Raw genomic sequence first — 20291 nt, forward strand, 5'->3', positions numbered from 1 at the left:
CACATTTCCATGCTCGAACGGCTTTTCGCCCGGGTTGACCAGCGCGATTTCACCATCGGAATCATTGGTCTTGGCTATGTCGGGCTGCCGCTCGCGCTCACCGCGGTCAGCAAGGGCTTTCGCGTCCTGGGCTTCGATGTCGAGCAGAGCCGCGTCGACCAGATCATGGCGGGCGGCACCGTCATCAAGCATATCCCGGGCGAAAAGTTCGCTGCACCGATCGCCGATGGCAGCTTCGAGGCAACGGCGGACCTCGGTCGGCTGGGCGAGCCCGATGCGATCCTGATCGCGGTCCCCACCCCGCTCGACAAGCATCAGGAACCCGACTTGACCTATGTCGAGAATTCGACCCGCTCGATCGCGGCGGCGCTGCGCGCAGGCCAGCTGGTCGTCCTCGAATCGACCACCTGGCCCGGGACCACGCGCGAGGTGATGCAACCGATCCTGGAGGCCGGCGGCCTGAAGGCCGGCAGCGACTTCTTCCTCGCCTTCTCGCCCGAGCGAGAGGATCCGGGCAATCCCGACTTCACCAACTCGATCATTCCCAAGGTAGTCGGCGCCGACGACCCGGCGTCGTTGCAGCTGGCAACGAAGGTCTATGACAATCTGGTCAGCCGCACCGTTCCGGTGACCTCCGCGGCGACGGCCGAAGCGGTCAAGCTGACGGAGAACATCTTCCGATCGGTCAACATCGCGCTCGTCAACGAACTCAAGATGATCTTCGACAAGATGGGCATCAACGTCTGGGAAGTGATCGACGCTGCCAAGTCCAAGCCTTTCGGCTATATGGCCTTTTATCCGGGACCCGGCCTTGGCGGCCATTGCATCCCGATCGACCCCTTCTACCTGACGTGGAAGGCGCGCGAGTTTGAAAGCCCCACGCGTTTCATCGAACTGGCCGGGCAGATCAACACCTCGATGCCGCGCTACGTCATCGATCGGCTGGCCGAAGCGCTTGATCGCCAGACCGGACGCGGCTTGAACGGCGCGCGGATCCTGCTGATCGGCATGGCCTACAAGAAGAATGTCGACGACATGCGCGAGAGCCCGGCACTCAAGCTGACCGAGTTGCTCGAGCATCGCGGAAGCCGGGTCGACTATCACGATCCGCACATTCCCGAGGTCCCGATGACCCGCGACCATCCCGAATTCGCCGGCCGCAAGTCGGTCGACATCACGGCGGCGACCGTCGCGGCCTATGATGTCGTCCTGGTCGCCACCGATCATGCCGACGTCGACTGGGACCTGATCGTCGACCATGCGAAGCTGGTTGTCGACACGCGCAACGTGTGTCGCGCCGCAGACAATGTCGCCCGGGCATGAGCAATAGCCAGATGCAGGAGCGCGCCGACCATCCCGGCGCGCTGATCCACGAGAGCAGCTATGTCGATGCACCGGCACGGATCGGGGCGGGAACGCGGATCTGGCATTTCAGCCATATCCTGGCCAACACCGTGATCGGCGAGAATTGCAGCCTGGGCCAGAATGTCGTGGCCGGGCCCGACGTCACCATCGGCAACGACTGCAAGATCCAGAACAATGTCTCGCTGTACAAGGGCGTGACGCTGGAGGACGGCGTGTTCTGCGGTCCGAGTTGCGTGTTCACCAACGTCAACAATCCGCGCGCCGAGATCAAGCGGATGGACGAAGCGCGCGACACCCTCGTCAAGCGCGGCGCCTCGATCGGCGCCAATGCGACGATCGTGTGCGGCCACACGCTGGGCGACTATTGCTTCATCGCTGCCGGGGCGGTGGTGACCGGCGACGTGCCTGCCTATGCACTGATGGCGGGAGTCCCCGCCCGCCGCATCGGGTGGATGAGCCGCGCCGGCGCCCGGCTGGGAGCCGACCTGGTCTGCCCCATCGACGGTTCCACCTATCGGGAGGGCGACCATGGCCTCGAATTTCTCGCCTGACGCTCCGATCGACTTTATCGACCTGCCCGCGCAGCAGGCGCGTCTGCGGCCGCAGATCGACGCGGCGATCACGCGCGTGCTCGACCATGGCCAGTATATCATGGGTCCCGAGATCGCCGAGTTCGAGGGCGCGCTGGCCCAGTTCACCGGTGCGAAGCATGTGATCTCATGCGCCAGCGGCACCGATGCGCTGCTGATCGGGATGATGGCGCTGGGGCTCAAGCCCGGCGACGCGGTACTCTGTCCCGGCTTCACTTACACCGCCACGCCGGAAGCCATCGCGCTGCTGGGAGCGACGCCGATCTTCATCGATGTTGACGCCGACAACTTCAACCTCGACCCGGCAGGGATCGCCGCCGGGATCGAACTGGCACGGGCACGCGGATTGAATCCGGTCGGCCTGATCGCGGTCGACCTGTTCGGATTGCCGGCAAGTTATGACGCGATCCGCGCCGCCGCCGGCGATCTGTGGATCATGGCCGATGCCGCCCAGTCGCTGGGCGCGCAGACGCAGGCCGGCAAGGTCGGCACTTTCGGCACGATCACCGCGACCAGCTTCTTCCCCGCCAAGCCGCTGGGCTGCTACGGCGACGGCGGTGCGATCCTGACCGACGATGCGGACCTTGCGGCGATCTGCCAGTCGATCCGGCTGCATGGCCGCTCGACCGTCGACAAGTACGATATCGAGCGGATCGGCGTGAACGGCCGGCTCGACACGCTCCAGGCGGCTATCCTGCTCCAGAAGCTGACCGTGTTCGACGAGGAGATCGCGCTGCGCCAGCAGGTCGCGGCGCGGTACAATGCGGCGTTCGCCGATCTGGTTCCCGTGCCGCCGATCAGCGACGGGATCACCTCGGTCTGGGCGCAATATACGCTGAAGGTCCCGGCGGAGCGCCGCGCGGCGATCATGGCTGAGCTGAAGGCCCACGGCGTGCCGAGCGCGGTCTATTATCCGCGGCCGCTCCATCACCAGGGCGCCTATCGCGACTATCCGGTAACGGGTAACGGCCTGCCCACCTCCGAAGCGCTGTCGGCGACGGTCATGAGCCTGCCGATGCACCCCTATCTGACTGCCGAGCAGCAGGACTATATCATCGAGCGCGTCCGTGATGCGCTTCAGAACGAAGGATCGTGACGTGAGCCTGGCCAATATCCAGAAGAAGAAGATCCTCGTCACCGGTGGTGCGGGCTTCATCGGCAGCCATTTGTGCGAGCGGCTGCTGGCCGCGGGAAACGACGTGCTGTGCATCGACAACTTCTTCACCGGGCAGAAGGCCAATGTCGCCCATCTGCTGGCCAATCCGCACTTCGAGATCCAGCGTCACGACGTGACCTTCCCGCTCTATGTGGAGGTCGACGAGATCTACAATCTCGCCTGCCCGGCGTCGCCGATCCACTACCAGCACGATCCGGTTCAGACGACCAAGACCTCGGTCCATGGCGCGATCAACATGCTGGGCCTGGCGAAGCGCGTCGGGGCCAAGATCTTCCAGGCATCGACCAGCGAGGTCTATGGCGACCCGAGCGTGCATCCCCAGCCCGAGGAATATTGGGGCAACGTGAACCCGATCGGGTTCCGTTCCTGCTATGACGAGGGCAAGCGCTGTGCGGAGACGCTGTTCTTCGACTATCACCGCCAGCACGGGACGCGGATCAAGGTCGGCCGCATCTTCAACACCTATGGGCCGAACATGCACCCCAATGACGGGCGCGTGGTCTCCAACTTCATCGTCCAGGCGCTGATGGGCCAGCCGATCACCATCTATGGCGACGGCAAGCAGACGCGCAGCTTCTGCTATGTCGACGATCTGGTCGAGGCGTTCATCCGGCTGATGGGCACCGACGACAGCGTCACCGGCCCGATCAATCTGGGCAATCCGGGCGAGTTCACGATGATCGAGCTGGCCGAAGCGGTGATCCGCCTGACCGGATCGCGCTCGGAGCTGGTCTACAAGCCCCTGCCCTCCGACGATCCGCGCCAGCGCAAGCCGGACATCGCCAAGGCGAAGCAGGTCCTCGACTGGGAACCGCGCATTCCGCTTGAGGAGGGCCTGACGTCGACGATCGCCTATTTCGATCGGGTTCTCACCGAGGCCGGCGTGACCCGGCAGATTTAGGCCTAGTCACCGAACATTCGACCGACCCGGGAGCGCCCGGGCCGGAAGGGACAGCCGCCGCCGGCCTAGAAATTGGCAGACGGCGTCTGGTCCTTCAGCCGGCCCGGCACGATGCGGAGCTCGGCGATACTGGCAAGCGACGGACCGGTCGCGTTCAATGCCGAGAATTCGAGATTGACCCAGTAATAGCGGCAGGTGCTTCCCGCCGGAACGGTGAAGGACTGTTCGACATCCCCGGTGACGGTGACGTCGAGCCGCGCCGCATTCGCCGCATTCTCCTCGGCGCAAACCAGGTGGACCACCACTTCGCTACCGCGGGTCAGGCTTGCCTGGCCGAGCTTGGCGAACAGGATATAGTTGCCCGGCTGAAGCGCGACCAGCTGGCGCGCGGCGGTTGCCGACGCACCTGCGATCGCGTTGATCTCCAGCGTTCCGCGTCCCTCGTCGATCGCCGCGCCGACACGGCCGTCGCTCTTGAGTTCCCAGTCGAGCGGCGCGAGGCGGGGAAGCTCATCGAAGCTGCCGTTGCGAATCAGATTGCCGCTGTCGTCGTGAAGATCGGGCAGGTTCCCGGCATAGCGAAATGCCAGATCGAGCCGCTTGGCACCGATGAATGCTTGCATCAGCAACGAATCGACCGGACCCAGCGGCTCGCCTGCCTTCAGCAGGCGCGACCGAAGGACCTGGGCGTTGGACAGCGCCGCCGGGTTGCTCGACACCGCCTGCCAGAAGTCCGCGCGCCAGGTCGGGCGGCGACGGAGCAGCTCGTACAGGATGTTCACCGTCTCGGTATTGCCGAGCGCCTGGGCGAAGGCGGGCATGTAGCGCCCGCTCAACTCGGGACGCACCTTCAGCGCCTCGTCGAGCAGCGCGAGCACCTTCTTGTCGCGGCCCGCCGTGCCATAATGATTGATCAGCCACGCGTTCGCGATCAGCTGCCTTTTGTCGACCTGGTTGGCGCGAGCGATCAGCTTCGTCGCAGCGTCGCCATCCCCCTGCTGGGCGCGATCGAGCCCCGCGATGGTCAGTGCGGTCGACGCCAGCGGCTCGCGCCGCAACGCCGCCTTCGCATCGTCGCGCTGTGCCGCGGTGATCCGCACCCGCTGCAACGGCGTGTCGCCGGCAATCGACGCCTGCGCCGCACGCGCCTCATAGGCGAAGCCGTTGCTGACCGGCAGGCTCAGCGCGACCGACGGCCGCAGCGTCTTCGTCACCGCTGCGGCAGAACTGAGTCCCAGCCAGACCGCGGTGACGCCCGCCACACCCCAGATCACCCAGTTACGCGAACGCGAATCGCCAGACATCCCGACCATCAGGCGTTGACGTCCTCAGTCTCGCCGCGCTTGCGGCCGTACCCATAGCCATAGCCATAGCCGTATCCATAGCCATAGCTGTTGTTACGGTTGTCGAGCTTGGTCACCACCGCGCCGAACACCTTGGCGCCCGGCAGTTCGAGACGACGCAGCGCACCGCGCACCATGCGCAGCTTGCCGACGTTCGATTCGACCACGAACAGGATGCCGTCGACCGAGCGGCTCAGCAGCGGCGCATCGGCAAGGCCGAGCACGGGCGGCGCGTCGATGATGACATGGCGATAGCGCTCGCGCAGCGTCGCCAGCATCTCCTTGAAGCGATCGGACGAGAGGAGTTCCGCAGCATTGGGAGGCGTCGGTCCCGCCGGGATCATCGCAAAGCCCTCGCCCCGCGGCTGCTGCAGCACTTCCTCGATGCCGTTCGCACCCGAGAGATAGTTGCTGAGCCCGGGCCGCTCGTCGAGCGAGATGAGATCGTCCAGCCGCGTATTGCGCATGTCGGCGTCGATCAGGACCACGGATGCGCCGGTTTCGGCGAACAGGCGCGACAATGCATAGGCGGACAGGCTCTTGCCCTCGTTCGGACGCGAGCTGGTCAGCATCAACACGCTCGGCGCCCCGTGATCGGTCAGGAAGGACAGGTTCGTGCGGACCGCCAGATAGCTTTCGTAGAGCTGCGTCTTCTTGTTCTGCAGCTCCTCCGCGACGTCTCTGTCCTCGACCTTGGGGATCGTGCCCAGCAGCGGGAGGCCCAGCTCGCGCTGGACATCCGCCGGATCGCGCAGGCTCTGGTCGATCTCTTCGGCCAGCACCACGAGGCCCATTGCCAGCACCAGACCGATCAGCAGCGACACCAGCAGCGTCTTGTTCAGGTTCGGCTCGCTCGGACCGCCCGGCACTTCGGCCGGATCGACGATCGCGATATTGTTCGAACCGACACCCGCGACGCCGATCTCCTTGTAGCGCTGCAACAGGCCGTCATACAGCGTGCGGTTGGTATCCACCTCGCGCTGAAGGATCTGATACTCGATCAGGTTGGTGCGCTGGGTGTTGAAGTTCTTCGTCAGGTTCGCGACCTGCTCGCGGAACTGCGATTCCTTCGACTGGGCGGCGCGCAGCGCGGCTTCGGCGTCCGAACGCGACCGACCGCCTTCCTGCGCGATCGCCTTGTCGAGCCCCATGATCTCGGTGCGCAGCGCTTCGGCTTCCGGATATCCGGGCTCGAACTTGGTCAGCAACGCGGAATAGCGCGCCGACAATTCCGCCCGCTTCTGCCGCAGGCTGGCGATCGTGCCCTGACTTGCTGCGCTGGGATTCACGGACGAGGCGCGCACGGCGCTCTCGGCGGCAACGCGCTCGGCAACCGCCGCATTGAGTGCGGCGTTGAGGGTGCTCAGATCGTCCGTGACCAGCGTACGCTCGCCACCGCCGCCGCCCTTTTCGGAACTGCCCGAGGAGAAGCTGACGATGCCCTTGCCCGAGGCGTAAGCGACGAGCTCGCGCTCCGACGTCTCGAGCCGGCTGCGCAGCTGCGCCAGGCGCTGCTCGAGGAAGCCGCGCGCGTCCGCGGTGGTGGCGAAGCGGCGATCGAGGTTGGACTGGATATATTCCGCCGCCCAGCTGTTCGCGACCTTCGCCGACAGCTCGGCGTTCGGGCTCTTGAACGAGATATCGACCAGGCTCGAGGAGCCGATGGGGTCGACCGAGATATTTTCCAGCAGGATCGACGCTGCCTGGTCCAGCCGCTTGGCCTGGTCCTGGGCGCTGCGCGTCCGCGGTGCCGTGGCACCGGCCGAGCCGTCATCACCATACATGGCGAAGAACTTGTCGTCATTCTGCAGGCCCAGCACGCGAGCGACGCGCTCGGCCAGCGAGCGTGCCTTCAGCAGATTATACTGGGTTTCATAGAATTGCAGGTCACGGCTGCGATCTTCCAGTTCCAGGCCGCCCATATTGACGACCTTCGCCTGGGACCGCTGGATCTCGATCCGCGCCGTGGTGGTGTATTGCGGCGTCGCCATCAGATAGGTGATCACGCCAACCGTCATGCTGGCCAGCAGGACCGCCAGGATCAGCAGCCTGCGGTTCAGCATGGCCCGCCAATAGCGCTCGATCGCCGAGACCGCGCGCTCGTCGAGCCGCTGGCCCGCAGGCTTTTCGGGCGCCGCCGCGGTCGCCACGCTGGTTGCCGCCGGATCGAACGGGGCCTCTTCATAGGTAAGGTTCGTAGTCATGGCGTTCGAGGACCTTACAGCGATTGGACGGCGACGATGATCGGTGCGGTCAGGACCGGCACGACCTGGAGGAGATCGCGGAACATCCGGCGTTCCTTGGAATCGCCGACGATGATGATGTCGTTCCCGTACACTTCGGGATCGGAATAGGCGCCGCGACGGATCGCCCCGAGATTGTACAGGCCGACATAACGCTGTCCCTGGACGGTGCGGAACACGACGACATCGTCCATCCGCGCATATTCGCCTACGCCCCCCGCGACTGCGATCGCGCGCATCAGTGTCTGGCGCCCGACGACCGGGAAGCTGCCCGGACGATTGACCTGGCCGTCGACGGTCAGCGACTGGCTCACCATCTGGGTCACGTTCACCGTGACCTGGGGATTCTTGACATAGGCGCCAAGCTTGCGCGCGACCTCCGCCGAGATCTGGCGCGGCGTCAGCCCGGCAGCCTGGACCTCGCCCGCAAGCGGATAGGAAAAGGTGCCGCTGGCATCGACCGAAACCGTCCGCTTCAGGTCGGGCACGCCGAACACATCGACCTCGATCGTGTCGAACGCGCCGACCACATAGGGCTCACCCGCCACGAAACGGTCGCCCGAGGTGGGAGCCGGCAGATCTGAAAGTTGCGCCACCTGCAAGCCTGGCGCGCCGCCGATGGGCTTCACCTTGCCGGCGCATCCCGACACGGCAAGCGCAACGAGGCAAGCCGTCATCGCGACCATGCTCGATCGATTCTTCATAACCTTGTCCTTCACCCCCAACGGGTCCGTTCTCAATTCCGGCCACGCCGCGACGAGGATCGCGATCGCGCCGCCAAAGGCAGGGGCGGATCGGCGACGAGCGCCACGAGCAGCACGGCGTACACCATCAGCGATGGAACACGCAGCGGATAATCAAAGACGCTGGCGACCAGCAGCAGACCAAGCACCAGGGTCGCCGTTGCCACCAGCAGCACGGTACCGGGCCGGGCCTCGCGCTCGCGCCACACCGCGATCAAGCGGCGCACCAGCCACACCATGAACCCGAAAAAGATCAGGATCGCCGGAAGCCCGCCTTCGATCACCCACTGCGCCCAATCGTCATGCGCATTGTTCACATAGGTCGAGCGAAGCCAGTCGCTTGCCTCATATTGGCGATAGGCATGCTCGAACGCGCCGAAGCCGGTACCGAACAACCAGTGATCGTTCGCCATGGCCGAGATCTGCGGGAAGATCTGGACGCGCAGTTCGTCGCCCGCCGAAAGCTGGACGAGTCGATCGAAGGAGGTCGACTGCGTGGCGAGATAGCCGACGACGCCCAACGCGATCACGACAGCCGCAGCGCTGGGCAACCAGACGCGCCAGCCCGTGATCGGGCCGTGATGGCTTTCACGGCGATCGCCGCTCGGGGTGGCGAACCACAAGGCTGCGGCTGCACCAGCCGAAAGCAGACCGATCAACAGGCCGGCGCGTGAGCCCGAGAACAACGTCACGAACACCGCCAGCACCAGCGCCGCACCGATCAGCAGCGGACCGACAGCGCCCTTGTCGCGTTCGGCGCGCAGGCGGCGATCGGCGAAATACCAGCCGACGAGCACCAGGATCGTCGCCTCGAATGCGGCGTGGTGGTTCCGGTTCGAGAACAGGCCAACCGGGGTTCCGAGATTCGTCTTCGCATAGAGATAGAGCGCACCGGCACCCCCGGTACCGATCTGGGCGATGCCGACCGCGGCGCTGACCGCGGCGATTGCGACCAGGATCAGCGGAATGCGACGGCGAGCCTGATCGTCCTGAACCGCATACAGCAACAGCGCCGCGACGGGGACGATCAGCGAGCCCAGCGCGTTCATCGTCTTTGACGGCGAAAGCGAGATCGGACGCCAGACGTCGCCCAGCCCCAGCAACTGGTCGGTCGCGGCGATGGCCGCACGGCCCGGAAGCGCGCTCCAGAGTGCCACCGGGAGCGGCAGCAGCTGGATCAGCATCCACAGCGCCAGCAGCGCGATCAGCATCAGCGGCACACGAATGCGGGCGATCTGACCCGGCATCGCTATCGTCACGGCATAGGCGGCGATCAGGGCGCAGGCCGGTCGAAGGATGGGGAGCGAGGCGATATCGTCGCGCGATCCGCCGCCCATCAGGAATACGAGCGCGAGAAACCCGATGAATACCAGGAACGCCACAGGCGTGTGACCGAGAGTCCGCCCAATTCGAAAGGGCGCCGCCCGTGAGGATCGACCCCGAGCCGATCCAACTCCCGCCAATCCTCGCAACGCATAATCCCTTTTGAAACCTGGGCGATTCGGCTCGCTTACCGCGATGTCCGCGCCGTGGCCGGGGGCGGTATAGGTGGGGCCAACGCCTTCCGCAACCACCCGCCCGGGGGGCCGTCCAACACCATGGCGAACCGATAATCCCGCTTGGCGCATCCCTCGCCTTCTGGCAGGTGCGCAACCGTCGAGACTAAGGGCGATCCATTATGAGCAGCACGCGCCGGGTGGCGTTGATCACCGGCATTACCGGGCAGGACGGCGCCTATCTGGCGCGGCTGTTGCTGGAAAAGGGATATGAGGTTCACGGGGTGAAGCGGCGTTCGTCGTCGTTCAACACCGGCCGGATCGAGGACATCTATCAGGATCCGCATGTGCCGGATCCGCGTCTGACGCTGCATTATGGCGATCTGACCGACAGCACCAACCTGATCCGCATCATTCAGGAGACGCAGCCCGACGAGATCTACAATCTCGCCGCACAGAGCCATGTCCAGGTGAGTTTCGAGACGCCGGAATATACTGCCAATGCCGACGGCATCGGCACGCTGCGCATCCTCGAGGCGATCCGTATCCTGGGGCTGGAGAAGACCACGCGCTTCTACCAGGCATCGACGTCGGAACTGTACGGCAAGGTGCAGGAAGTCCCGCAGAGCGAGACGACGCCCTTCTATCCGCGCTCGCCCTATGCGGTGGCCAAGATGTACGCCTACTGGATCGTGGTGAATTACCGCGAGGCTTACGGCATCCATGCCTCCAACGGCATCCTGTTCAACCATGAGAGCCCGCTGCGCGGCGAGACCTTCGTGACGCGCAAGATCACCCGAGCGGTGGCGGCGATCAAGCTGGGCAAGCAGGAGCGGCTGTACCTTGGCAACATGGACGCCAAGCGCGACTGGGGCCATGCGAAGGAATATGTCGAGGGCATGTGGCGGATGCTGCAGCAGGACGAGCCCGATGATTATGTGCTCGCAACCGGCGAGACGGTGCCGGTGCGGCAGTTCGTCGAATGGGCGTTCGACGAGGTGGGCATCCGCATCGAGTGGCGCGGCGAAGGCATTGACGAGAAGGGTTATGACGCGGCCACCGGCACCTGCCTGGTCGAGGTCGATCCGCGCTATTTCCGGCCGACCGAGGTCGATCTGCTGATCGGCGATCCGACCAAGGCGCGCGAGAAGCTGGGCTGGCAGCACAAAACCAGCGCCGAGGAGCTGGCTCGCGAGATGGTTCAGGCGGATCTGGTCGTGATGGCCGACGGTCCGATCGGACGTTCGAACGGATGAGCTACGATCTTGCCGGCAAGCGCGTGTTCGTCGCGGGCCACCGCGGCATGGTGGGCGGCGCGCTGGTGCGACGACTGACCGGCGAAGGCTGCGAGGTGATCACGGCCGGCCGCGACGAGCTGGACCTGATCGACCAGCGCCAGACCTTCGACTGGATGGCACAGCGCAAGCCCGATGCCGTGTTCATGGCCGCCGCCAGGGTCGGCGGCATCCTGGCCAATTCGACCTATCCCGCACAGTTTCTCTACAACAACCTGGTGATGCAGGCGAACATCGCCGAGGCGGCACGCCGGTCAGGTGTCGAGAAGCTGATGCTGCTGGGGTCGAGCTGCATCTATCCGAAAATGGCGCCGCAGCCGATTCGTGAGGATGCGCTGCTGACCGGTCCGCTCGAGCCGACCAACCAGTGGTACGCCATCGCCAAGATCGCCGGCATCATGCTGGGCGAGAGCTATCGCCAGGAATATGGCTGCGACTTCGTGTCCGCCATGCCGACCAACCTGTACGGCATCGGCGACAATTTCGACCTGGAGACCAGCCATGTCGTGCCCGCACTGATCCGCAAGGCGCATGAGGCGAAGCTGTCGGGTGCCAGGCAACTGGTCATGTGGGGCACCGGCACCCCTCGCCGCGAGTTCCTGTTCGCCGACGACTGCGCCGATGCACTGGTGTTCCTGATGCGCAATTATTCGGATGCCCGGCACGTCAATGTCGGCAGCGGCGAGGATCTGGAGATCCGCGAACTGACCCGGCTGGTGTGCGAGGTCGTCGGCTTTGAGGGCGAGATCGTCGCCGATCCGACCAAGCCCGATGGCACCCCGCGCAAGTTGATGGCGGCGGATACGCTGCGCAACCTCGGCTGGACGCCCAGCACGTCGCTGCGCGACGGGCTGGCGCAGACCTATGACTGGTTTCTCGCCAACAAGGCGTGATCAGCGCCGGATCAGTTCCAGCACCTTCATGAGGTAGCGCGAGTTGATCATCGCCGCGTTCGACGGGACGCCGTTCTCGCGGCAGGCACGCAGCATCTCGCGATTGATCGTCTGGCGCGCCGATCCGCCCGCGGTGCTGACGCCGCCGACCTGCATCTTCACGAACACGTCGCGCAGATAGGAATAGCTGAGCCCGTGCTTGAGGAATGCACGGACGATGAAGTCGAAATCCGCGGCGATGCGATACTCGGTGCTGTAAGGCCCGACTCGGTCATAGGCCTCGCGCGTCAGCACCATCGCCGGATGCGCGGGCATCCAGCCCCAGCGGATCCGCGACGGGCGGAACATGCCGCTATTGTAACGGCGGATCGAGACGTCGGGCGCACCGGGGCGAAAGAAGCTGACATCGCCAAGCACCGCATCCGCCCCGCTCGAGTCGAAGCGGGCAGCGACGCGTGACAGGACGCCGGGATCGGCATAGCGGTCATCGGCATTGAGCAGCGCGATCGCGTCGCCGCCGGCGCGCGCGATACCCTTGTTCATCGCGTCGTAGATGCCCTTGTCGGGCTCAGATACGAAGACGTCGCCTGCCCGCAGCAGCGGCGCCACCCGATCGGGCGTGCCGTCCGTCGATCCGCCATCGATGATCACATGCTCGACGTCGGCGAAATCCTGGGCCTGGACCGAGCGGATCGCCTCCACCAGGATCGGGCCCGGATTGTAGCAGACGGTGACGACGGAGAGTTTATGGATCGGCATCGTCGCGCCCTTAGCAAAGGCGCGGGCGCACGGTTAGCGCAGATTTAACGTCCCTGCCGCTATCCGCGGCGCATGAGCCGTCCGCGCATCCTCGTCATCTTCGGCACACGTCCCGAGGCGATCAAGCTGTTCCCGGTCGTGGCCGCGCTGCGCGCCCATGGCGGAATGGACGTCCGTACCTGCGTGACGGCCCAGCATCGCGGGCTGCTCGACCAGGTGCTGGCGATCGCCGGCCTGATCCCCGATATCGACCTCGACATCATGGAGCCCGGCCAGACGCTCGATCGGCTGACCGCGCGCCTGCTGGTTGCGCTCGGCGAGGTGATGGACCGCGAGCAGCCCGACCGGGTGATCGTCCAGGGCGACACGACGACGGTCATGGCGGCGGCGCTCAGCGCCTATTATCGCAAGATTCCGGTCAGTCATGTCGAGGCCGGGCTGCGCTCGGGCGACATCTACCAGCCCTGGCCGGAAGAGATTAACCGCCGGATGGTCGCCCCGATCGCCGACCAGCATTTCGCGCCGACCGAGACCGCGGCCGAAGCGCTGCGCCGCGAGCAGATCGATCCGTCGACGATCCATGTCACCGGCAACACGGTGATCGACGCGCTCCACTGGACTCGAGAGCGTATCCGTTCGGACGCAGGGCTGGTATCGGGCCTCGACCCCATCGCCGAGCGCTTTGCGGGCAAGAGACTGATCCTGGTCACCACGCACCGCCGCGAGAATTTCGGCGGCGGCATGGAAGCGATCGCCCGGGCGCTGGGATCGATCGCCGATCGCGACGACACCGCCATCCTGTTCCCGATGCATCCCAACCCGAACGTCACGAGCGCGATGGACTCGGTGCTGCGCCAGCGCGGCAACATCGCCCGAATCGATCCGCTCGATTATCCGCACTTCATCCGCGCGCTCGAAATGTCGCACATCGTGCTGTCCGACTCGGGCGGGGTCCAGGAAGAGGCCCCGGCGCTGGGCAAGCCGGTGCTGGTGATGCGCGAGACGACCGAGCGTCCGGAAGGAATCGAAGCAGGCACCGCCAAGCTGGTCGGCACCGACACGGCGCGTATCGTTACCGAAATCTCAACCCTGCTCGACGTACCTGATGCCTATTCGGCCATGGCCCGCGCCCATAATCCGTTCGGCGACGGTCATTCGGCCCACAGAATTGCGGGGATTGTCGCTTATGGTGCCGGAGTCTGAACTGAAGGTCGCCGTCATCGGCCTGGGCTATATCGGGCTGCCGACCGCCGCGGTGATCGCGCGCACGGGAGCGATGGTTCTGGGTGTCGACGTCCGCGACGAGGTGGTCGAGACGATCAATTCGGGCCGGGTCCATATCGAGGAGATCGATCTGGACGGCCTGGTGTCCGGCGTCGTCGCGCGTGGAACGCTGCGCGCCTCGACCCGGATCGAGCCGTCCGACATCTTCGTGATTGCCGTCCCCACCCCGTTCCACGACGACCGCACGCCCGATATCGGCTATGTGCTGCAGGCGACGACCACGGTCGCCACCGTGCTCAAGGCCGGCGACACCGTGATCCTCGAGTCGACCTCGCCGGTCGGCACGACCGAAAAGCTTGCCGCCTTCCTGGCGCAGTTGCGCCCGGACCTGAAGGTGCCAGGACAATGCGTCGGCACGCCCGACATCGCCATCGCCTATTGCCCCGAACGCGTGCTCCCGGGGCGGATCGTCGTCGAGCTGATCGACAACGACCGCTGCATCGGCGGCGTCACGGCACGATGCGGACGCAAGGCGCTGCATTTCTACCGGCGATTCGTTCGCGGCGCCTGCGTCACCACGACAGCGCGCGCGGCGGAGATGACCAAACTGGTCGAGAATGCCTTTCGCGACGTCAACATCGCCTTTGCCAACGAGTTGTCGATCATCGCCGAAGGGATGGGCGTCGATGTCTGGGAAGTGATCGGGCTGGCCAATCGCCACCCGCGAGTGAACATCCTCCAGCCCGGCCCCGGCGTCGGCGGCCACTGCATCGCCGTCGATCCCTGGTTCCTGGTCCATGGCGATCCCGACAATGCCCGGTTGATCCGCACCGCGCGCGAGGTCAACGATGCCAAGACCGACCACGTCATCGCCCGCGCCGAAGCGATGGTGGCGCAGGCCGGCAGCACGCCGATTGCGTGCCTCGGCCTTGCCTTCAAGGCCAATATCGACGACTTCCGCGAGAGCCCGGCGTTGAAGGTGGCAGAGCATCTCGCGCGGCGTTTCGGAAGCCAGATCCGCATCGTCGAACCGCATGTCGCCACGCTGCCAGCCGGCCTGACCGAGGCCGGGGCGACGCTGGTCGATATCGACACCGCGATCGAGACCTGCTCCGCCTTCATCGTCCTGGTGGATCACGAGGTGTTCAAATCGATCCCGCTGGGCGAGCGGGCCGACAAGCACGTCTATGATACGCGCGGCATCTGGCCGGACCAGCCTGAGACCGCGCCTCCGATTCGGGAACTTCACCGCAGCGCAGCGTAACGCTTCCAGCGCCGCTCGCTTGCCGCTATAGCGCGGCGAAAGCGTGGTCATGTTCAGTAAGATCTTCAGGAAAGCGGCCCCCAGCCCTGCGCGGGACGAGCCGAGAGGCTCGGTTCCGCCGGGACAGCGGCTCTATGCCATTGGCGACATCCACGGCCGACTGGACCTGCTCGATTCGCTGATCGCGCGGATCGAGGCCGATGACGCGGCGCGCGGGGCATCCCAGACGACGCTGTTGTTCCTCGGCGACCTGATCGATCGCGGCCCCGAATCGGCCCAGGTGGTCGAGCGCCTGATCGAGGTGAAGGCACGCTTCCCCGAGACGCGCTTCCTGCTCGGCAACCATGAAGAAGTCTTCCTGCAGGCGCTTCACGACGGCACCCATGGCAGCGTCGGCGCGCTACGCTATTTTCTCCGGATCGGGGGCGATGCGACCGTGCTGAGCTATGGCGTGAGCGACGCCGAATTCCGCGACAGCACGTTCGAGCAACTGTTCGAACTGGTGCGCGACAAGGTCCCCCAGCGCCACCTCGACTTCCTTGAAAGCTTCGAGGACATGATCGTCATCGGCGATTATGCATTCGTCCATGCTGGCGTGCGCCCGGAACTTCCGCTGGCACGGCAGAAGATCAGCGACCTGCGCTGGATTCGCGACGATTTCCTGACCTATCGCGGACCGCTCGAGAAGATCGTCGTTCACGGTCACAGCATTGCCAATGACGTCGAGCTGCGCCCGAATCGCATCGGCCTCGATACCGGCGCCTTCGCCAGCGGCGTACTGACCGCGATGGGATTCGAAGGTGCGAATCGCTGGCTTATCCAGACCGAAGGCACTGCCGCGGCCTGAGCCGCGTGCGCGGCCCCGCGTAGCGCGGCGACGGCATCCAACTACATGCTAGAATGGATCGGACTATTGCAAGGCAGCAACAGTTTTGCTGCGAATGCGTGCAAAATCAGCCCTTTTCCTTGCCAGCCCTGGGTAAATCACCTAGGGCAATTCCAGCGGAAGGAACTTGTCGCTGCTTCGGAAGTTTCGTGGCGGTCCATGTTGCAACGATCATCGGCTAACGCCTTTTGATGGTTGGGATATGGGGTGGACACCGGCGAAGCGATGGGATATTCCGGCGCTCGTTAAGTCGGGCAGCAGGCTTAGAGGGAGAATCTAAAGTGAAATTCAAGGGCCTTGTTTCGATCGCAGCGGCACTGTCGCTCGCAGCGGTCTCGTCGGCGGCCGTTGCGCAGTCGGCTCCCCAGCCCGCCAGCGAAGTCGTCGAAGGTGACAGCGAAGTCAGCGGCTCGACCGCTCTCGTCGGCATCCTCGCTCTCGCAGCCATCATCGGCGGCATTGCGATCGGCCTGTCGGGCGATTCCGAACCGACCAGCCCGTAACAGCCGACATCAGTCGATTTCGAAAAAGCCGGGCGGCTGTTGCCCGGCTTTTTTATTGCCCGCGGCACATCCTTGTGGCTGTTGACAGCCATGATGCCCCGCCTCTTCCAGCTGGCCTCGCCACTGACGATGCTGCTCTGCGGTGCAGGCGCCATCGCCGCGCTCTCAGGTTCCGCCGCCCACCCGCTCGACATGCGCGCGGCTGAAGGAAGCAGCCTCCGGCCCGATGATTACCGCATCGCGGCGATCGGCTATCGACTCGCCACCGCGCGCCCCGACCTCTGCCCCAAAACCGCCCCCGTTTCCGGACTCCTGCTGCATCATCTCGGCGACTATGCGCCCGAGGATCGGCCAGCGATGGTCCGCGACGGCCTGGACCGGGGACCCGGCATCCTGTCGGTCGTGTCCGACAGCCCAGCGGCACGAGCCGGGCTGAAAGCCGGCGACATCGTGCTGGCAGTCGACGGCGAACCGCTCGAATCTCCCGAAACCATCGCTGCGATCGGCGATGCCAAGGCGCGGCGGTCTGCGATCGAGGCGAGCGAGGAAAAGCTGCTGAAGCTCATGGCGCGCGGGACGGTCCGGCTGACCCTGCTGCGCGGTCCGGCGACCATCGAACGCACGCTGAGCACCATCCCCGGCTGCCTGCTGCGCATTCGCCTCGCCGTATCGAAACAGCGTCAGGCAGTGGCCAATGGTCCCTATGTCATCGTCGCCACCGGCCTGCTCGGCCTGGCCCGCAACGACGACGAGCTTGCCTTCGTGATCGGACATGAGATGGGCCATGTCCAGCTGGGCCACCGCGAGGTGCTCCAGACGGCGCGGGTGCCCCGCAAGGGCGCGCTTCGCGGATTCGGGAAGAATGGCGACATCGTCCAGCGCACGGAGGCGGAGGCGGATGCATTTGGCGGCCGGCTGGTGATCGCCGCCGGCTATGATCTCGATCGGGGCGCCGTCATCCTTGCGCGGCTCGACCCCGCCATCACCCTGTTCGGAATGTTCCGGACCCATGCCGACCCCCAAGCCCGGATCCGCGCGCTCAGGGCGCTTGCCGCGTCCGAAACGGGCCCCGCCGTCACGAAGTGACAGCGGCACTCGGCTCAGCGCGAGCCGAACCCGGTCAGGACCGTCCCGATCGTCCGCATCGTGATGAGCAGGTCAAGCCAGGCGGAGAAGTGCTTGATGTAATAGAAGTCGTAATGAAGCTTGATATGGACGTCGTCGAGCTCGGCGACATGCCCCTGGTTCACCTGCGCCCAGCCGGTGATCCCCGGCCGCACGATGTGGCGATAGACATAGAAGGGCAGCTCGCGCTCATACCAGCTGGCCAGCTGGATTGCCTCGGGACGGGGTCCGATCAGGCTCATTTCGCCGATCAGCACATTCCATAGCTGCGGCAGCTCGTCGATCCTGCTGCGGCGCAGGAAACGCCCCGCACGGGTGATGCGCGAGTCCTGCGCCTGAGTGATCGCGTCACGCTGCGCCTCTGCCCCCGAGCAGGCGGGTCGCACTTCCATCGTGCGGAACTTGAGCACCTTGAACGGCTTGTGCCGATATCCCATCCGCTCCTGGATAAAGAGCGCCGGCCCCTTCGAATCCAGGCGGATCCACGCGGCGATCAGCAAGAGCGGGAGCGCCAGGAAGGGCAATGCGATCAGCGCCACCAGAATGTCGACCGCGCGCTTGATCTTGCGATAGGCCAGGTTGGGGAGCAGCGATCCGAAGCTGTTTTCGGACAGATGCTCGATCTCGACCCGGCCGGTCAGCGACTCGCGGAGTTGCTTGGAATGATAGACGATCCGGCCCGACAGGGCGGCGGAGGCGAGCATGCGTTCCCATTCGGGATCGAGATCGTGGCGGAGATCGGCGACGATCGCGCCATGCGGATCGTAATCCGGAACTTCAGGACGGTTCAGCACGATCCAGTCGACGCCGGGCGTATCGGTGGCAATGTCGGTCTTGCCGAACGGCACCAGGTAGAATTGCCGCCGTGCATATTTCTGCGACAGATGCGCCGCGAGGAAGCCGAAGGCGAGCGAAGCGGCAAAACCGGCCAAGATCATCGCGCCGCTATAGGGAAGTCGCCCGAACAGCATCACCGCCACAGCGAGGCCGAACGTGACCGAGTAGGCGGGGATGATGTAGGCGAACCCGCGCGTCCCGGGAAACGACGTGACACGCCGATAGAAGAACAGCGCGATTGTGGCGGCGAGCAGCGACATGATCGCGCTGTTGATGATCGTCGCCTCGGCGAGATTATCCAGCGGCTGAAGCGCGACGTAGATGAAGGGAGCACCGAGGGAGGCGACCAGGATACCGAGAAGCTGGAACGACAGCGACTCAAGGTATCTGCGTGCTACAGGTTGCGGCTGACCGCGCATCATCAGCATCCTGACGGCCCTCTGGTTTCGACAGCGCCACTGGCGCCCGTTTCATGTGGACCCGCAACCTGCGTTTGTGCAGTTGCGGAACCGATACGCGCTCAAATCGCGCAGGGCAATGCCATCGGCAGGCCAACCGTGCCAAAATCGACCTTTTTAGCTGCACTTACGCGCAGCAACACGGCTTTCTGACAATTGCGTGTCGAACCGGTTTCAGCATGCGCCGCGAGCGCATTAACCTCGATCAACGATGCCGCCTTGCTGTCACGTGATGCGTGACGGCGGCATGCGACTCAGCGGGGCTGGCCGTCGCCCTGCGGCGCGCCTTCGGGACCACCCGGAGCGCCACCCTGCATCTGCTGGCGCATCAGCATCATCTGCTGCACGTCTTCAGGCGACATGATGCGGTCGACCTTGACCTTGAAGATCAGCAGCGAGTTGGGGGGAAGCCGCGTCGGATCGGGCGTGTTCTCGCCATAGGCGAGGTTCGCGGGGATCCACAGGCGATACTCGCCGCCCGCCTTCATCAGCTTCAGGCCTTCGTAGAAGCCGGGGATCGACGCACCCTGCTGAACCGGAAACGGAACCGGCTGCTGGCTCTTGTCGAATTCCTTGCCGTCGCGGAAGGTGCCTTCATAGTTGAGGACCACGGCACCGCCGTCCTGCCCGGCAGGACCGGTGCCTTCCTTGATCACTTCGTACTGAAGGCCCGACGCGGTCTGCTTCACGCCCGGATTGGTCCGGTTCGCGGCGAGAAATTCCTCGTTGGTCATGTGCTTCACGACCACGTCGCGGGTGCCGACCCAAGCGAGCGCTCCGGCAAGGGCGAAAGCCACCAGCACTCCGAGCAGGAGCCAGAGCTTCACGCTCTTCTTGACGGGCTGCAGCGGGACGGCAGTCACGGACATCGACGGAATCCTCGAACGACGGAACCGCCGGTAACCTTGCGACGGCAAAGAAACGGCCTCCCGCGCGGGCACTGTCCGCGCGGGATGACCGACATGGACTTAACGGGCGCCGTCGCGCTCCATGCGCTTACGCTCGAGCTTGCGGGCGCGACGGACCGCCGCTGCACGCTCGCGCGCACGCTTCTCGCTGGGCTTCTCATAGTGACGGCGCAGCTTCATCTCGCGATAGACGCCCTCGCGCTGCAGCTTCTTCTTGAGCGCGCGCAGCGCCTGGTCAACATTGTTATCGCGGACGATGATTTGCATAACGCCGTCAGTGC

Annotated in this window: 20 protein-coding genes; 11 read left to right on the forward strand and 9 right to left on the reverse strand. The window is 65.0% G+C overall.

What is annotated here, in order from left to right; genetic code table 11:
• Positions 1-9 precede the first annotated feature (9 nt).
• From TPR58_RS10575 to TPR58_RS10590, 4 genes are read left to right on the forward strand one after another with little or no spacing between them, the layout of a single operon-like run.
• Positions 10-1323, forward strand: a complete 1314-nt coding sequence (locus tag TPR58_RS10575; RefSeq protein WP_346246615.1) for a nucleotide sugar dehydrogenase — start codon at positions 10-12, stop codon at positions 1321-1323.
• Positions 1320-1916, forward strand: coding sequence for an acyltransferase (locus TPR58_RS10580; RefSeq protein WP_346246617.1), 597 nt, complete (start codon positions 1320-1322; stop codon positions 1914-1916). The genes TPR58_RS10575 and TPR58_RS10580 overlap by 4 nt, the downstream gene beginning before the upstream one ends.
• The gene (locus TPR58_RS10585; RefSeq protein ID WP_346246618.1) at positions 1894-3051 is read left to right on the forward strand and encodes a DegT/DnrJ/EryC1/StrS family aminotransferase; all 1158 of its coding nucleotides are present in this window, start codon (positions 1894-1896) and stop codon (positions 3049-3051) included. The genes TPR58_RS10580 and TPR58_RS10585 overlap by 23 nt, the downstream gene beginning before the upstream one ends.
• A 1-nt stretch (position 3052) precedes the next feature.
• Positions 3053-4033: a UDP-glucuronic acid decarboxylase family protein gene (locus TPR58_RS10590; RefSeq protein WP_346246619.1), complete on the forward strand. Its 981-nt coding sequence runs from the start codon at positions 3053-3055 to the stop codon at positions 4031-4033.
• A 65-nt stretch (positions 4034-4098) separates the two neighbouring features.
• Here TPR58_RS10590 and TPR58_RS10595 read toward each other — a convergent pair whose 3' ends face one another.
• The 4 genes from TPR58_RS10595 to TPR58_RS10610 are packed head-to-tail and all read right to left on the reverse strand — an operon-like array spanning position 4099 to position 9744.
• The gene (locus TPR58_RS10595) at positions 4099-5337 is read right to left on the reverse strand and encodes a tetratricopeptide repeat protein (protein WP_346246621.1); all 1239 of its coding nucleotides are present in this window, start codon (positions 5335-5337) and stop codon (positions 4099-4101) included.
• A gap of 8 nt (positions 5338-5345) precedes the next feature.
• Entirely contained in the window at positions 5346-7580 is a 2235-nt protein-coding gene (locus tag TPR58_RS10600; protein WP_346246622.1) for a GumC family protein, read from the reverse strand.
• 14 nt (positions 7581-7594) lie between these two features.
• A complete protein-coding gene (locus tag TPR58_RS10605; protein ID WP_346246623.1) occupies positions 7595-8323 on the reverse strand; it encodes a polysaccharide biosynthesis/export family protein in 729 nt (242 codons plus the stop codon).
• 32 nt (positions 8324-8355) lie between these two features.
• Positions 8356-9744, reverse strand: a complete 1389-nt coding sequence (locus TPR58_RS10610; protein ID WP_346246624.1) for an O-antigen ligase family protein — start codon at positions 9742-9744, stop codon at positions 8356-8358.
• 296 nt (positions 9745-10040) lie between these two features.
• Between TPR58_RS10610 and gmd the strand changes: the two genes are divergently transcribed.
• Together gmd and fcl are read left to right on the forward strand one after the other, a co-directional pair.
• Complete coding sequence (gene gmd / locus TPR58_RS10615) at positions 10041-11114, forward strand: GDP-mannose 4,6-dehydratase (protein ID WP_346246625.1); 1074 nt, start codon at positions 10041-10043, stop codon at positions 11112-11114.
• Positions 11111-12046, forward strand: coding sequence for a GDP-L-fucose synthase (fcl, locus tag TPR58_RS10620; protein WP_346246626.1), 936 nt, complete (start codon positions 11111-11113; stop codon positions 12044-12046). The genes gmd and fcl overlap by 4 nt, the downstream gene beginning before the upstream one ends.
• Here fcl and TPR58_RS10625 read toward each other — a convergent pair whose 3' ends face one another.
• Positions 12047-12805 (reverse strand): glycosyltransferase family 2 protein, encoded by a 759-nt coding sequence (locus TPR58_RS10625; RefSeq protein WP_346246627.1) that lies wholly within the window; start codon positions 12803-12805, stop codon positions 12047-12049.
• Positions 12806-12877: 72 nt separating this feature from the next.
• On the opposite strand from TPR58_RS10625, the gene wecB reads away from it, so the two are divergent.
• From wecB to TPR58_RS10650, 5 genes are all read left to right on the forward strand, one after another.
• The gene (wecB, locus tag TPR58_RS10630; protein WP_346246628.1) at positions 12878-14008 is read left to right on the forward strand and encodes a non-hydrolyzing UDP-N-acetylglucosamine 2-epimerase; all 1131 of its coding nucleotides are present in this window, start codon (positions 12878-12880) and stop codon (positions 14006-14008) included.
• On the forward strand, positions 13992-15293 hold the full coding sequence (gene wecC / locus TPR58_RS10635) for a UDP-N-acetyl-D-mannosamine dehydrogenase (RefSeq protein WP_346246629.1): 1302 nt from the start codon (positions 13992-13994) through the stop codon (positions 15291-15293). Before wecB ends, wecC begins: the two co-directional genes overlap by 17 nt.
• A gap of 49 nt (positions 15294-15342) precedes the next feature.
• Positions 15343-16140, forward strand: coding sequence for a metallophosphoesterase family protein (locus tag TPR58_RS10640; protein ID WP_346246630.1), 798 nt, complete (start codon positions 15343-15345; stop codon positions 16138-16140).
• Between the two features lie 320 nt (positions 16141-16460).
• Positions 16461-16682: a hypothetical protein gene (locus tag TPR58_RS10645; RefSeq protein ID WP_346246631.1), complete on the forward strand. Its 222-nt coding sequence runs from the start codon at positions 16461-16463 to the stop codon at positions 16680-16682.
• Between the two features lie 93 nt (positions 16683-16775).
• Positions 16776-17768, forward strand: coding sequence for a M48 family metalloprotease (locus TPR58_RS10650; protein WP_346246632.1), 993 nt, complete (start codon positions 16776-16778; stop codon positions 17766-17768).
• A 14-nt stretch (positions 17769-17782) separates the two neighbouring features.
• On the opposite strand, the gene TPR58_RS10655 is transcribed toward TPR58_RS10650, so the two are convergent.
• From TPR58_RS10655 to rpsU, 4 genes are all read right to left on the reverse strand, one after another.
• Positions 17783-19063 carry a sugar transferase gene (locus tag TPR58_RS10655; RefSeq protein ID WP_346246633.1) on the reverse strand — a complete coding sequence of 427 codons (1281 nt, stop codon included), beginning with the start codon at positions 19061-19063 and terminating at the stop codon, positions 17783-17785.
• A gap of 101 nt (positions 19064-19164) precedes the next feature.
• Entirely contained in the window at positions 19165-19311 is a 147-nt protein-coding gene (locus tag TPR58_RS10660) for a hypothetical protein (RefSeq protein WP_346246634.1), read from the reverse strand.
• A gap of 45 nt (positions 19312-19356) precedes the next feature.
• Positions 19357-19971 (reverse strand): FKBP-type peptidyl-prolyl cis-trans isomerase, encoded by a 615-nt coding sequence (locus tag TPR58_RS10665; RefSeq protein ID WP_346246635.1) that lies wholly within the window; start codon positions 19969-19971, stop codon positions 19357-19359.
• Positions 19972-20070: 99 nt separating this feature from the next.
• Entirely contained in the window at positions 20071-20277 is a 207-nt protein-coding gene (rpsU, locus tag TPR58_RS10670) for a 30S ribosomal protein S21 (RefSeq protein ID WP_010162663.1), read from the reverse strand.
• Positions 20278-20291: the final 14 nt, after the last annotated feature.

Source organism: Sphingomonas rustica (assembly GCF_039652585.1).
GTDB lineage: Bacteria > Pseudomonadota > Alphaproteobacteria > Sphingomonadales > Sphingomonadaceae > Sphingomonas > Sphingomonas rustica.

Coding starts and splice junctions, on each gene's coding strand:
- TPR58_RS10655 (WP_346246633.1), bottom strand. CDS start 19,063: ATGCGCGGTCAGCCGCAACCTGTAGCACGCAGATACCTTGAGTCGCTG.
- TPR58_RS10640 (WP_346246630.1), top strand. CDS start 15,343: ATGTTCAGTAAGATCTTCAGGAAAGCGGCCCCCAGCCCTGCGCGGGAC.
- TPR58_RS10650 (WP_346246632.1), top strand. CDS start 16,776: ATGCCCCGCCTCTTCCAGCTGGCCTCGCCACTGACGATGCTGCTCTGC.
- gmd (WP_346246625.1), top strand. CDS start 10,041: ATGAGCAGCACGCGCCGGGTGGCGTTGATCACCGGCATTACCGGGCAG.
- TPR58_RS10665 (WP_346246635.1), bottom strand. CDS start 19,971: ATGTCCGTGACTGCCGTCCCGCTGCAGCCCGTCAAGAAGAGCGTGAAG.
- TPR58_RS10575 (WP_346246615.1), top strand. CDS start 10: ATGCTCGAACGGCTTTTCGCCCGGGTTGACCAGCGCGATTTCACCATC.
- wecB (WP_346246628.1), top strand. CDS start 12,878: ATGAGCCGTCCGCGCATCCTCGTCATCTTCGGCACACGTCCCGAGGCG.
- TPR58_RS10585 (WP_346246618.1), top strand. CDS start 1,894: ATGGCCTCGAATTTCTCGCCTGACGCTCCGATCGACTTTATCGACCTG.
- fcl (WP_346246626.1), top strand. CDS start 11,111: ATGAGCTACGATCTTGCCGGCAAGCGCGTGTTCGTCGCGGGCCACCGC.
- TPR58_RS10595 (WP_346246621.1), bottom strand. CDS start 5,337: ATGTCTGGCGATTCGCGTTCGCGTAACTGGGTGATCTGGGGTGTGGCG.
- TPR58_RS10605 (WP_346246623.1), bottom strand. CDS start 8,323: ATGAAGAATCGATCGAGCATGGTCGCGATGACGGCTTGCCTCGTTGCG.
- TPR58_RS10625 (WP_346246627.1), bottom strand. CDS start 12,805: ATGCCGATCCATAAACTCTCCGTCGTCACCGTCTGCTACAATCCGGGC.
- wecC (WP_346246629.1), top strand. CDS start 13,992: ATGGTGCCGGAGTCTGAACTGAAGGTCGCCGTCATCGGCCTGGGCTAT.
- TPR58_RS10580 (WP_346246617.1), top strand. CDS start 1,320: ATGAGCAATAGCCAGATGCAGGAGCGCGCCGACCATCCCGGCGCGCTG.
- TPR58_RS10600 (WP_346246622.1), bottom strand. CDS start 7,580: ATGACTACGAACCTTACCTATGAAGAGGCCCCGTTCGATCCGGCGGCA.
- rpsU (WP_010162663.1), bottom strand. CDS start 20,277: ATGCAAATCATCGTCCGCGATAACAATGTTGACCAGGCGCTGCGCGCG.